This is a genomic window from Streptomyces sp. P13-3-3, from assembly GCF_050571355.1.
GTDB lineage: Bacteria > Actinomycetota > Actinomycetes > Streptomycetales > Streptomycetaceae > Streptomyces > Streptomyces althioticus.
In genome coordinates, this window is record NZ_CP192228.1 from 4,809,404 (window position 1) to 4,821,423 (window position 12,020).

The following is a 12,020-nucleotide window of genomic DNA, read 5'->3' on the forward strand; positions in this document are numbered from 1 at the left end:
CCGGCGGCCTCGACTTCCGCACCGACAGCCTGACCGTCTCGGGCGGCTGACGCACGCCCCCTGTGCCGTCCGTGACCGGTGCGGACGGCACAGACCTGGTCAGCGCACCGGCGCGGGACCCGAACTCGCCCGGACGGTCAGCGCGGGCGGCAGCAGCACGACCTCGTCGCCGCCGCGGCCGTCGAGCTTGGCGACCAGCTGCTCCACGGCGTGCCGGCCCATCTCCTGGGCGGGAAGGGACACCGACGTCAGCCGCACCGACGCCTGCACGGCGACCTGCTCCGGACAGACCGCGACCACCGAGACGTCCTCCGGCACGGCGCGGCCCTGCTGCCGCAGCAGGGCGAGGAGCGGCTCCACCGCGGCCTCGTTCTGCACGACGAAGCCGGTGGTGTCCGGGCGTTCGTCGAGGATGCGGGCGACCGTGACGGCCGTGGCGTCGTACCCGCCCTCGCAGGGGCGGTGCAGCAGGCGCAGCCCGGTCTCCCGGGCGGCCGAACGCAGCCCGTCCAGGGTGCGCTCGGCGAAGCCGGTGTGCCGCTCGTAGACCGCGGGGGCCTCGCCGATGACGGCGACGTCGCGGTGGCCCAGCCCGGCCAGATGCTCCACGCAGAGCGCGCCGGTCGCCTTGAAGTCGAGGTCGACGCAGGTCAGTCCGGTGGTGTCGGCGGGCAGTCCGATCAGCACGGCCGGCTGGGCGGACTCGCGCAGCAGCGGCAGGCGTTCGTCGTCCAGCTCGACGTCCATGAGGATCATGCCGTCGGCGAGACCGCTGCCGGCCACCCGGCGGACCGCGTCCGGGCCCTCCTCGCCGGTGAGCAGCAGCACGTCGTACCCGTGGGTGCGGGCGGTGGTGGCGACGGCGATGGCGATCTCCATCATCACCGGCACGTACATGTCGGTCCGCAGCGGCACCATCAGGGCGATGATGGTGGACCTGCTGCTGGCCAGGGCGCGGGCGCCCGCGTTGGGGTGGTAGCCGAGCTCGCGGATGGAGCGCTCGACCCGCTGCCGGGTGGTCGCGGAGATGGACCGCTTGCCGCTGAGGACGTAGCTCACCGTGCTCGCCGAGACTCCGGCGTGCTGGGCGACCTCGGCGAGGGTGACCATCCGGCATCTCCCAGGGATGTGAAGCGCTTCGACTCGGATCGAGAACGCTAAAAACGCTGTTGATAACGGTTCGACCCTAGCTCCCACGAGGTCGTGATGTCCAGGCAGTCGAAGCGCTTCGACTGGAGAGCCTTCCGTCGCCGCCACCGCGCCGGGATCGGCCGGACGGCGGCACGCAGGGTGGTGGGGTCGCTACGAATCGGGTACATACGATCGAGTAGCACCGGTCCGTACCGCAATGACTCCATCCTATTCGCGGCGAGGTGAGCCTCATGTCCGCAGTACCCGAGACACCCGCGGCCCCGTCCAGGCCGACCGTCACCGAACGTGAGGCCCGGCAGGTGGCCGAGGCGGCGAGGGAGCAGGACTGGCGCAAGCCCAGCTTCGCCAAGGAACTGTTCCTCGGACGCTTCCGGCTCGACCTCATCCACCCCCACCCGCTCCCCGCCGACGAGGACGTCCGCCGCGGCGAGGAGTTCCTCTCCCGGCTGCGCGACTTCTGCGAGACGAAGGTCGACGGCGCCCTGATCGAGCGCGAGGCGCGCATCCCCGACGAGGTGATCAACGGGCTCAAGGAGCTCGGCGCCCTCGGCATGAAGATCGACACCAAGTACGGCGGCCTCGGCCTCACCCAGGTGTACTACAACAAGGCCCTCGCCCTGGTCGGCTCCGCCAGCCCCGCCATCGGCGCGCTGCTCTCCGCGCACCAGTCGATCGGCGTGCCCCAGCCGCTGAAGATCTTCGGCACGCGCGAGCAGAAGGAGAATTTCCTGCCGCGCTGCGCCCGTACCGACATCTCCGCCTTCCTGCTCACCGAGCCCGACGTCGGCTCCGACCCGGCCCGCCTGGCCACCACGGCCGTGCCCGACGGGGACGACTACGTGCTGGACGGCGTGAAGCTGTGGACCACCAACGGCGTGGTCGCCGACCTGCTCGTCGTCATGGCCCGCGTCCCGAGGTCCGAGGGCCACCGGGGCGGCATCACCGCCTTCGTCGTGGAGGCGGACTCCGAGGGCGTCACCGTGGAGAACCGCAACGCCTTCATGGGCCTGCGCGGCCTGGAGAACGGCGTCACCCGCTTCCACCGCGTCCGCGTCCCCGCCTCCCACCGCATCGGCGAGGAGGGCCAGGGCCTGAAGATCGCCCTGACCACCCTCAACACCGGACGGCTCTCCCTGCCCGCGATGTGCGTCGGCGCCGGCAAGTGGTGCCTGAAGATCGCCCGCGAGTGGTCCGCCGAGCGCGAGCAGTGGGGGAAGCCGGTCGCCCTGCACGAGGCCGTGGGCTCCAAGATCGCGTTCATCGCGGCGACCACCTTCGCCCTGGAGGCCGTCGTCGACCTCTCCTCGCAGATGGCCGACGAGAACCGCAACGACATCCGCATCGAGGCCGCCCTCGCCAAGCTCTACGGCTCCGAGATGGCCTGGCTCATGGCCGACGAACTGGTCCAGATCCGCGGCGGCCGCGGCTTCGAGACCGCCGACTCGCTGCGCGCCCGCGGCGAACGCGCCGTCCCCGCCGAGCAGATGCTGCGCGACCTGCGCATCAACCGCATCTTCGAGGGCTCCACCGAGATCATGCACCTGCTGATCGCGCGCGAGGCCGTCGACGCCCACCTGTCCGTCGCCGGCGACCTCATCGACCCCGACAAGACCCTCGGCGACAAGGCACGGGCGGGCGCGAGCGCCGGCGCCTTCTACGCCAGGTGGCTGCCGAAGCTCGTCGCCGGCCCCGGACAGCTCCCGGGCACCTACGGCGAGTTCAAGCACGGCATCGACCTCTCCCCGCACCTGCGCTACGTGGAGCGCACCTCCCGCAAGCTGGCCCGCTCCACCTTCTACGCCATGTCCCGCTGGCAGGGACGGATGGAGACCAAGCAGGGCTTCCTCGGCCGGATCGTCGACATCGGCGCCGAACTGTTCGCCATGAGCGCCGCCTGCGTCCGCGCGGAGCTGCTGCGCGGCCGCGGCGACCACGGCCGCGAGGCCTACCAGCTCGCCGACGCTTTCTGCCGCCAGGCGAGGCTGCGCGTCGAGGAACTGTTCGGCCGGCTCTGGAGCAACACCGACGACCTCGACCGCAAGGTGGTGAAGAACGTCCTCGGCGGCTCCTACACCTGGCTGGAGGACGGCGTGATCGACCCCTCCGGCGAGGGCCCCTGGATCGCCGACGCCACTCCCGGCCCGCCCGCCCGGGACAACGTCCGCCGCCCGATCCGCTGAGCGGCACGGGGAGGGGCCGGCCACGGCGCGCGTCCCCTCCCTCCGCTCCCGTCGCACCACGGACACGCCCCCGGGGTACCGGGGCGGGGGCCCGACGGCCGCCGCGACCGGACACAATGGGGCCCATGACCGACGCTCCAGCCCCCCTCGCCGACCCGCACCTGGTGTACGACCCCGTCGCGGGAGACGGCCCCAAGGACGTGGCGATCCTCGGCTCCACCGGGTCGATCGGCACCCAGGCCATCGACCTCGTGCTGCGCAACCCCGACCGCTTCCGGGTCACCGCCCTGTCCGCCAACGGCGGCCGGGTCGCCCTCCTCGCCGAGCAGGCGCACCGCCTGGGGGTGCGCACGGTCGCCGTCGCCCGCGAGGACGTGGTGCCGGAGCTGCGCGAGGCGCTGTCCGCGCGGTACGGCACGGGCGAGCCGCTCCCGGAGATCCTCGCCGGGCCCGAGGCGGCCACCCAGGTCGCCGCCTCCGACTGCCACACCGTCCTGAACGGCATCACCGGCTCCATCGGGCTCGCCCCGACCCTCGCCGCCCTGGAGGCCGGCCGCACCCTCGCCCTCGCCAACAAGGAGTCGCTCATCGTGGGCGGCCCGCTGGTGAAGGCGCTGGCCAAGCCCGGTCAGATCATCCCGGTGGACTCCGAGCACGCGGCGCTGTTCCAGGCGCTGGCCGCCGGCACCCGCGCCGACGTCCGCAAGCTGGTCGTCACCGCCTCCGGCGGGCCCTTCCGCGGCCGCACCCGGCAGGACCTGGCGGCGGTCACCGTCGAGGACGCCCTCGCCCACCCCACCTGGGCCATGGGCCCGGTCATCACGATCAACTCCGCGACCCTCGTCAACAAGGGCCTGGAGGTCATCGAGGCGCACCTCCTCTACGACATTCCCTTCGACCGCATTGAGGTGGTCGTGCATCCCCAGTCGTATGTCCACTCGATGGTTGAGTTCACGGACGGATCGACACTGGCCCAGGCGACGCCCCCCGACATGCGGGGCCCCATCGCCATCGGCCTCGGCTGGCCCGAACGGGTCCCCGACGCGGCCCCGGTCTTCGACTGGAGCAAGGCGTCCACCTGGGAGTTCTTCCCCCTCGACAACGAGGCCTTCCCCTCGGTGAACCTCGCCCGGCACGTCGGAGAACTCGCGGGGACGGCGCCCGCGGTGTTCAATGCCGCGAACGAGGAGTGCGTCGAGGCCTTCCGCACCGGCGCGCTGCCGTTCCTCGGCATCATCGACACGGTCACCCGCGTGGTCGAGGAACACGGAACGCCCGCCGCGGGAACCTCACTGACCGTGCCGGACGTCCTCGAAGCGGAGACCTGGGCCCGTGCGCGGGCCCGCGAACTGACAGCCCGGACGGCGAGCGCGGAGGCGCGTGCATGACGACCCTGATGTTCATCCTCGGCATAGTCGTCTTCGCGGCCGGCCTGCTGTTCTCCATCGCCTGGCACGAACTGGGGCACCTGTCCACGGCCAAGATGTTCGGCATCCGCGTGCCGCAGTACATGGTCGGCTTCGGCCCGACCCTCTGGTCGCGGCACAAGGGCGAGACCGAGTACGGCGTCAAGGCGATCCCGTTCGGCGGCTACATCCGCATGATCGGCATGTTCCCGCCGGGGCCCGACGGCAAGCTGGAGGCCCGCTCCACCTCCCCGTGGCGCGGCATGATCGAGGACGCCCGCTCCGCCGCCTTCGAGGAACTGCGGCCCGGCGACGAGAAGCGCCTGTTCTACAGGCGCGCGCCGTGGAAGCGGGTCGTCGTCATGTTCGCCGGCCCGTTCATGAACCTGATCCTCGCCGTCGTGCTGTTCCTCATCGTGCTGATGGGCTTCGGCATCCAGCAGCAGACCACCACCGTCAGCTCGGTCTCCCAGTGCGTGATCTCACAGAGCGAGAACCGCGACGACTGCCGGAAGTCCGACCCGCAGTCGCCCGCCGCCGCGGCCGGCATGAAGGCCAACGACAAGATCGTCGCCTTCGACGGGGTCCGCACCGACGACTGGGGCACGCTCTCCGACCTCATCCGCGACAGCGCGGGCAAGAGCGTGCCGATCGTCGTCGAGCGTGACGGCAAGGAGGTGACGCTCCAGGCCACCATCGCCACCAACATGGTCGCGAAGAAGGACGGCAACGGCACCTACGTCGAGGGCGAGTACGTCAAGGCAGGCTTCCTCGGCTTCAGCGCCGCCACCGGCGTCGTCAAACAGGACTTCGGCGAGTCCGTGACCTGGATGACCGACAGGGTCGGCGACGCGATCGACTCCCTGGCCGCCCTGCCGTCGAAGATCCCAGCCCTGTGGGACGCGGCCTTCGGCGACGGGCCACGCGAACCCGACTCCCCGATGGGCGTCGTCGGCGCGGCCCGCGTCGGCGGGGAGATCGCCACCCTCGACATCCCGGCCTCGCAGCAGCTCGCGATGTTCGTGATGCTGCTCGCGGGCTTCAACCTCTCCCTGTTCCTGTTCAACATGCTCCCGCTGCTGCCGCTCGACGGCGGACACATCGCGGGCGCCCTGTGGGAGTCGCTGCGCCGCAACCTCGCGAAGCTGCTGCGCCGCCCCGACCCGGGCCCCTTCGACGTGGCGAAGCTGATGCCCGTCGCCTACGTCGTGGCGGGGATCTTCGTCTGCTTCACGATCCTCGTCCTGATCGCGGACGTGGTGAACCCGGTGCGCATCTCCTGACCCGCCCGCACCGCGACACCCGTTGTTCACGGCGGCCCGGAACCCTGGCGTTCCGGGCCGTCGCCCTTTGGGTGGGTTTGAGGGAGCGATGTGCTCGGGCGTTGGCCATTGCCGTAATCTCGGAGCCCGGAGCCCGCTGCTCACGGGGAGCCGGACCTTGATCCACGACTTGGGGTTGCACAGCAGATGACTGCGATTTCTCTCGGCATGCCGTCCGTCCCGACCACGCTCGCCGTGCGCCGGAAGAGCCGGCAGATCCAGGTCGGCTCCGTGGCGGTGGGCGGGAACGCGCCGGTGTCGGTGCAGTCGATGACGACCACGCGCACGTCGGACATCGGCGCGACGCTGCAGCAGATCGCGGAGCTGACCGCGTCGGGCTGCCAGATCGTGCGGGTGGCGTGTCCGACGCAGGACGACGCGGACGCGCTGCCGGTGATCGCGAAGAAGTCGCAGATCCCGGTGATCGCCGACATCCACTTCCAGCCGAAGTACGTGTTCGCCGCGATCGAGGCGGGCTGCGCGGCGGTGCGGGTGAACCCGGGCAACATCAAGAAGTTCGACGACCAGGTCAAGGAGATCGCCAAGGCGGCGAAGGACCACGGCACTCCGATCCGTATCGGGGTGAACGCGGGTTCGCTGGACCGGCGGCTGCTGCAGAAGTACGGCAAGGCCACCCCGGAGGCGCTGGCGGAGTCGGCGCTGTGGGAGGCGTCGCTGTTCGAGGAGCACGACTTCCGCGACATCAAGATCTCGGTCAAGCACAACGACCCGGTCGTGATGGTCGAGGCGTACCGGCAGCTCGCCGCCCAGTGCGACTACCCGCTCCACCTGGGTGTCACCGAGGCCGGCCCCGCCTTCCAGGGCACCATCAAGTCGGCCGTCGCGTTCGGTGCGCTGCTCTCCCAGGGCATCGGCGACACCATCCGCGTCTCCCTGTCCGCCCCGCCGGTGGAGGAGATCAAGGTCGGCATCCAGATCCTGGAGTCCCTCAACCTGCGGCAGCGGGGGCTGGAGATCGTGTCCTGCCCGTCGTGCGGGCGGGCGCAGGTGGACGTGTACAAGCTGGCCGAGGAGGTCACCGCGGGCCTGACCGGCATGGAGGTGCCGCTGCGCGTCGCGGTCATGGGCTGCGTGGTGAACGGTCCGGGTGAGGCGCGTGAGGCCGATCTGGGTGTGGCGTCGGGCAACGGCAAGGGGCAGATCTTCGTGAAGGGCGAGGTCATCAAGACCGTGCCCGAGTCGAAGATCGTGGAGACCCTCATCGAAGAGGCGATGAAGATCGCCGAGCAGATGGAGAAGGACGGTGTGGCCTCCGGCGAGCCGCAGATCGCGGTGGCCGGCTGACCGGGCCCTCCCGGCACCCGCGGGGTCCGGGGGCGGCGGCCCCCGGCATCCGCGGGTACAGTGCGGAAATCAGGCAGAACCCTTTTGTGTGAGGCCCCGCACGTGTTGACGCAGACCACCTCCCGGGTCCTCGAACCGAGCGACCTGGACGCCGCCCTCGCCGTACTCGACCGCGACCCGGTGGCGAACGCCTTCGTGGCCGCGCGCGTGCAGATCGCCGGCCTCGACCCGTGGCGGCTCGGCGGCGAGATGTGGGGCTGGTACGAGGACGGCATCCTCACGTCGATGTGCTACGCGGGCGCCAACCTCGTCCCCATCTGCGCCACCCCCCGCGCCGTCCGCGCCTTCGCCGACCGCGCCCGCCGCGCCGGCCGCCGCTGCTCCTCCGTCGTCGGCCCGGCCGAGCCCACCGCCGCCCTCTGGCGGCTGCTCGAACCCCAGTGGGGCCCCGCCCGCGAGGTCCGCGCCCGCCAGCCGCTGATGGTCACCGACCGCATGCCCGACACCGTGACGCCCGACCCGTACGTCCGCCGCGTCCGCAAGGACGAACTCGAGACGATCATGCCGGCGTGCGTGGCCATGTTCACCGAGGAGGTCGGCGTCTCCCCGCTGGCCGGCGACGGCGGACTGCTCTACCAGGCCCGCGTCGCCGAGCTGGTCGGCTCCGGCCGCTCCTTCGCCCGCTTCGACGCCGACGGCAACGTGATGTTCAAGGCGGAGATCGGCGCCGCCACCGACCGCGCCTGCCAGATCCAGGGCGTCTGGGTCGCCCCCGAACACCGCGGCAAGGGCGTCGCCGCCCCCGGCATGGCCGCCGTCCTGCGCTACGCCCTCGCCGACGTCGCCCCCGTGGTGAGCCTCTACGTCAACGACTTCAACACCCCCGCCCGCCGCACGTACGCCACGGTGGGCTTCCGCGAGGTCGGCGCCTTCATGAGCGTGCTGTTCTGACGGGCGCGTCCCTGTAGTCTCCCCGGCATGCTGCGCTTTCCCGGTCACGGCCGCCCCGAGCCCGACGACATCGTGATCGGCCCCCTCGACCTCCCCGGCCACGTCGACGAGGCGCTGGCCGTCCAGGCGGTGGCGTTCGGACTCGGCCCGGACGAGGTGGCCGTACGCCGGCAGATCGTGCTGCGCCACATGACCTTCCCCGGCGCGCGGGCCTTCGGCGCCACCGTCGGGGGACGCCTGGTCGGCTTCGTCTACGGCATGCCCAACGACCGCTCCCACTGGTGGTCCACCGTCGTCGAGCCCTACCTGCGCGCCCGCGGCCACGACGACTGGCTCGACGACTCCTTCGTCATCACCGAGCTCCACGTCCACCCCCGGCACCAGAAACACGGCATCGGCCGCGCCCTGATCACGACGATCACCGACGGCGCCGACCAGCACCGGTCGCTGCTGTCCGCGCTGGACATCGAGAGCCCCGCCCGGCACCTGTACCGCTCGCTGGGCTACGAGGACCTCGCCCGGCGGGTCCACTTCCCGAGCGCGCCCACCCCGTACGCCGTCATGGGCGCCCCGCTGCCGCTCCCGCGCGCCTAACCGATTTCCGCCGTCCCGTCCCGCCCGGCTAACCTCGCCTTCATCACCTAGACGCAGCAGGAGTACGAGAACCATGGCGAACGCACCGGTCCAGCGCATGTCCCAGTTGATGGCGAAGACGCTGCGCGACGACCCGGCCGACGCCGAGGTCCTCAGCCACAAGCTGCTGGTCCGCGCGGGCTACGTCCGCCGCACCGCCGCCGGCATCTGGACGTGGCTGCCCCTCGGCAAGAAGGTGCTCGCCAACGTCGAGCGGATCGTGCGCGAGGAGATGGACGCCATCGGCGCCCAGGAAGTGCTGCTCCCCGCCCTCCTGCCGCGCGAGCCCTACGACGCCACCGGCCGCTGGGACGAGTACGGCGCCGAGCTGTTCCGCCTCCAGGACCGCAAGGGCGGCGACTACCTCCTCGGACCCACCCACGAGGAGATCTTCACGCTGATGGTGAAGGACCAGGCGTCCTCCTACAAGGACCTGCCGGTCATCCTCTACCAGATCCAGACGAAGTTCCGCGACGAGGCCCGCCCCCGCGCCGGCATCCTGCGCGGCCGCGAGTTCCTGATGAAGGACTCGTACTCCTTCGACCTGGAGGACGAGGGCCTGGCCCAGTCGTACGCCCTGCACCGCGCCGCCTACCAGAAGATCTTCGAGCGCCTCGGCCTCGACTACCGCATCTGTGCGGCGACCGCCGGCGCCATGGGCGGCTCCAAGTCCGAGGAGTTCCTCGCGCCCGCCGAGGCCGGCGAGGACACCTTCGCCGACTGCCCCCACTGCGACTTCGCCGCCAACACCGAGGCCGTCTCGTACGAGCTGAAGCCGGTGGACGCCACCGGTGTGCCGGCCGCCGAGGACATCCCCACGCCCGACACCCCCACCATCGAGACCCTCGCCGCGCAGCTCGGCGTCCCCGCCTCGGCCACGCTGAAGAACCTGCTGGTCAAGGTCGACGGCGAGATCGTCGCCGTGGGCGTGCCCGGCGACCGCGAGGTCGACCTGGGCAAGGTCGAGGCGCACTTCGCCCCCGCCGAGATCGAGATGGTCACCGAGGCCGACTTCGCCGCCCGCCCCGACCTGGTGCGCGGCTACGTCGGCCCGCAGGGCCTGGACAAGGTGAAGTACGTCGCCGACCCGCGCGTCGCCCCCGGAACCGCCTGGATCACCGGCGCCAACAAGGCCGACACCCACGCCAGGAACGTCGTCGCCGGCCGTGACTTCGAGGTCGACGACTACGTGGACGTCGTGGTCGTCGAGGAGGGCGACCCCTGCCCCAAGTGCGGCACGGGTCTGAAGCTGGACCGCGCCATCGAGATCGGCCACATCTTCCAGCTGGGCCGCAAGTACGCCGACGCCCTCAAGCTCGACGTCCTCGGCCAGAACGGCAAGCCCGTCCGCGTCACGATGGGCTCCTACGGCGTCGGCGTCTCCCGCGCGGTGGCCGCCCTCGCCGAGCAGACCGCCGACGACAAGGGCCTGTGCTGGCCCGCCGAGGTCGCCCCGGCCGACGTGCACGTGGTCGCCGCCGGCAAGGCGCTCCAGACCGAGCTGGCGCTCGAGGTGTCCGAGAAGCTCGCCGCCGCGGGCGTCCGCGTCCTGGTCGACGACCGTGCGGGCGTCTCCCCGGGCGTGAAGTTCACCGACTCGGAGCTGATGGGCGTCCCGCAGATCCTGGTCGCCGGCCGCCGCTCCGCCGACCGCGTCCTCGAACTGAAGGACCGCCGCACGGGCGAGCGCGAGGAACTCACGGTCGACGAGGCGATCGCCCGCCTGACGGCGCGTTAAATCTTACGGGGCAGCCCTGGAATCGTCCCGGCCACGGACACCACCTTCCCGCGGCCGGGACGACGCACATCCGGGGGGCGCCGGCCCCGCCCGGGCGTCGCCTGGGCGGAGGCCGTTCGTGGGGCGGCGGGCCGGAGGGGTGCTGGTCAGCACGCCTCCGCCGTGAGTGCGCGGCTCAGGATGCTCGCCGGCAGGTCGACGTGTTCGCCGCAGAAGCAGAGGAGGGCCGTGCCCGTGCCCTCGGGGGCGCCGAGGTCGATCGTGAGGAGCGCGCGCAGTTCGCGGACCACGTCGAGCAGATGGGCGCCGCGCGCCACCAGCACGCTGACCTCGTCCGGGTCCCAGACCACGATGTCCGGCAGGTCGTCCGCCGTGTGAACGCGAATGCACATGACTGTCTCCCCAGGGGTGCGCAAGGGCACGGTGTTCCGCTTCGGGAGGCCAGCGGCTTCCGATCGTAGCGATGCCGGTGCGCACCTGTGGGGCTTTCGGGACATTCGTGGGGCGTCGGGAGGTTCCGGCCGCCCGGGGAGGTTCAGGTGATCCTGCTGACCTGCAGCATGGCCTCCGCGTCCTTGATCAGCGCACGCTGCCGGGCCTCGGGGAGCTGTCGGTACAGCTTCAGCAGCCGCGCCTCGCGCTCGTCGCGGCTGGGCCCCGGCACGGGACGCCCGACCGCCTCGAAGAACTCCTTCGGCGTCGTCCTCACACCCCACCGCCGGAACACCTCGACCATCGACCGCAGCTTCTCGGGCGGGATGCGGGACGTGCCGCGCGTGCGGTTCATCCAGGCGTTGAGTGTCGGGTAGGAGATGCCGGCCTCGCGCGCGAGGTCCTTCTGCGTACCGCTCTGGGGGAGTGCGAGGAGGCGCTCCAGCAGCGCCGCCAGATCCTCGCCCGGGGACTCCGGACCGCCCTCGGCGGTCCCGGGCGAAGAAGGCAGTGTCTGTCGGCTCGTCACGCGTCCGAGCATCGGTCATGCCCATCTACAAGCGCAAGTAGATTGCATATCGACGGCCGGATCAGGGGGTGTACGCCGGTGCATTCGGGCGCACTAGCGCTACCCTGCCCCGCCCCTCATTCCTCCGTCCGCCCCCTCTGCGCCCTTTCACCCATCGGTCGGAATATGCCCCGCCAACCTTGACCCGATCTTCATCTACATGAAGACTGTAGATGCTTTCGGGAGCCGGAACCCCTTGCGTCGACGGCCGGTCATGTCGGCCGGACCCGCCCCGGCGTGCGTACATCCCCGTCCGCCGGTCCGCGTCGATCGCCCACCCGAAATCTACATCTACATGAAGATCGCAGACGTCGTGCGGTCGTGCGGGCGGCC

General features: G+C 71.3%; 10 protein-coding genes. 7 read left to right on the forward strand and 3 right to left on the reverse strand.

Annotation, left to right across the window (positions count from 1 at the left end):
* Nucleotides 1-99 precede the first annotated feature (99 nt).
* A complete protein-coding gene (locus ACQZOG_RS22080) occupies nt 100-1,110 on the reverse strand; it encodes a LacI family DNA-binding transcriptional regulator (RefSeq protein WP_058917050.1) in 1,011 nt (336 codons plus the stop codon).
* Nucleotides 1,111-1,382: 272 nt separating this feature from the next.
* Here ACQZOG_RS22080 and ACQZOG_RS22085 point away from each other — a divergent pair, with 272 nt between their 5' ends.
* The 7 genes from ACQZOG_RS22085 (at nt 1,383) to ACQZOG_RS22115 (ending at nt 10,687) form a co-directional block, all read left to right on the forward strand.
* The gene (locus ACQZOG_RS22085; RefSeq protein ID WP_033275963.1) at nt 1,383-3,332 is read left to right on the forward strand and encodes an acyl-CoA dehydrogenase family protein; all 1,950 of its coding nucleotides are present in this window, start codon (nt 1,383-1,385) and stop codon (nt 3,330-3,332) included.
* Nucleotides 3,333-3,457: 125 nt separating this feature from the next.
* Complete coding sequence (gene dxr / locus ACQZOG_RS22090) at nt 3,458-4,720, forward strand: 1-deoxy-D-xylulose-5-phosphate reductoisomerase (protein ID WP_037641894.1); 1,263 nt, start codon at nt 3,458-3,460, stop codon at nt 4,718-4,720.
* An 8-nt stretch (nt 4,721-4,728) separates the two neighbouring features.
* Nucleotides 4,729-6,021, forward strand: a complete 1,293-nt coding sequence (locus ACQZOG_RS22095; RefSeq protein WP_107115482.1) for a M50 family metallopeptidase — start codon at nt 4,729-4,731, stop codon at nt 6,019-6,021.
* A 186-nt stretch (nt 6,022-6,207) separates the two neighbouring features.
* Nucleotides 6,208-7,365, forward strand: a complete 1,158-nt coding sequence (gene ispG / locus ACQZOG_RS22100; RefSeq protein ID WP_037641897.1) for a flavodoxin-dependent (E)-4-hydroxy-3-methylbut-2-enyl-diphosphate synthase — start codon at nt 6,208-6,210, stop codon at nt 7,363-7,365.
* 102 nt (nt 7,366-7,467) lie between these two features.
* A complete protein-coding gene (locus ACQZOG_RS22105; RefSeq protein ID WP_033277403.1) occupies nt 7,468-8,316 on the forward strand; it encodes a GNAT family N-acetyltransferase in 849 nt (282 codons plus the stop codon).
* Nucleotides 8,317-8,343: 27 nt separating this feature from the next.
* Entirely contained in the window at nt 8,344-8,910 is a 567-nt protein-coding gene (locus ACQZOG_RS22110) for a GNAT family N-acetyltransferase (RefSeq protein ID WP_051724648.1), read from the forward strand.
* Between the two features lie 73 nt (nt 8,911-8,983).
* Nucleotides 8,984-10,687 carry a proline--tRNA ligase gene (locus tag ACQZOG_RS22115; protein ID WP_037641902.1) on the forward strand — a complete coding sequence of 568 codons (1,704 nt, stop codon included), beginning with the start codon at nt 8,984-8,986 and terminating at the stop codon, nt 10,685-10,687.
* Between the two features lie 146 nt (nt 10,688-10,833).
* Here the strand turns inward: ACQZOG_RS22115 and ACQZOG_RS22120 are convergent, their stop codons facing one another.
* Nucleotides 10,834-11,079: a hypothetical protein gene (locus tag ACQZOG_RS22120; RefSeq protein WP_033277405.1), complete on the reverse strand. Its 246-nt coding sequence runs from the start codon at nt 11,077-11,079 to the stop codon at nt 10,834-10,836.
* Nucleotides 11,080-11,222: 143 nt separating this feature from the next.
* Nucleotides 11,223-11,648, reverse strand: a complete 426-nt coding sequence (locus ACQZOG_RS22125) for a helix-turn-helix domain-containing protein (protein ID WP_203550024.1) — start codon at nt 11,646-11,648, stop codon at nt 11,223-11,225.
* Nucleotides 11,649-12,020 lie beyond the last annotated feature (372 nt).

Excerpts from the sequence above, each read along its gene's own strand:
- ACQZOG_RS22080 (WP_058917050.1), bottom strand. The coding sequence starts at position 1,110 with ATGGTCACCCTCGCCGAGGTCGCCCAGCACGCCGGAGTCTCGGCGAGC.
- ACQZOG_RS22085 (WP_033275963.1), top strand. The coding sequence starts at position 1,383 with ATGTCCGCAGTACCCGAGACACCCGCGGCCCCGTCCAGGCCGACCGTC.
- dxr (WP_037641894.1), top strand. The coding sequence starts at position 3,458 with ATGACCGACGCTCCAGCCCCCCTCGCCGACCCGCACCTGGTGTACGAC.
- ACQZOG_RS22095 (WP_107115482.1), top strand. The coding sequence starts at position 4,729 with ATGTTCATCCTCGGCATAGTCGTCTTCGCGGCCGGCCTGCTGTTCTCC.
- ispG (WP_037641897.1), top strand. The coding sequence starts at position 6,208 with ATGACTGCGATTTCTCTCGGCATGCCGTCCGTCCCGACCACGCTCGCC.
- ACQZOG_RS22110 (WP_051724648.1), top strand. The coding sequence starts at position 8,344 with ATGCTGCGCTTTCCCGGTCACGGCCGCCCCGAGCCCGACGACATCGTG.
- ACQZOG_RS22115 (WP_037641902.1), top strand. The coding sequence starts at position 8,984 with ATGGCGAACGCACCGGTCCAGCGCATGTCCCAGTTGATGGCGAAGACG.
- ACQZOG_RS22120 (WP_033277405.1), bottom strand. The coding sequence starts at position 11,079 with ATGTGCATTCGCGTTCACACGGCGGACGACCTGCCGGACATCGTGGTC.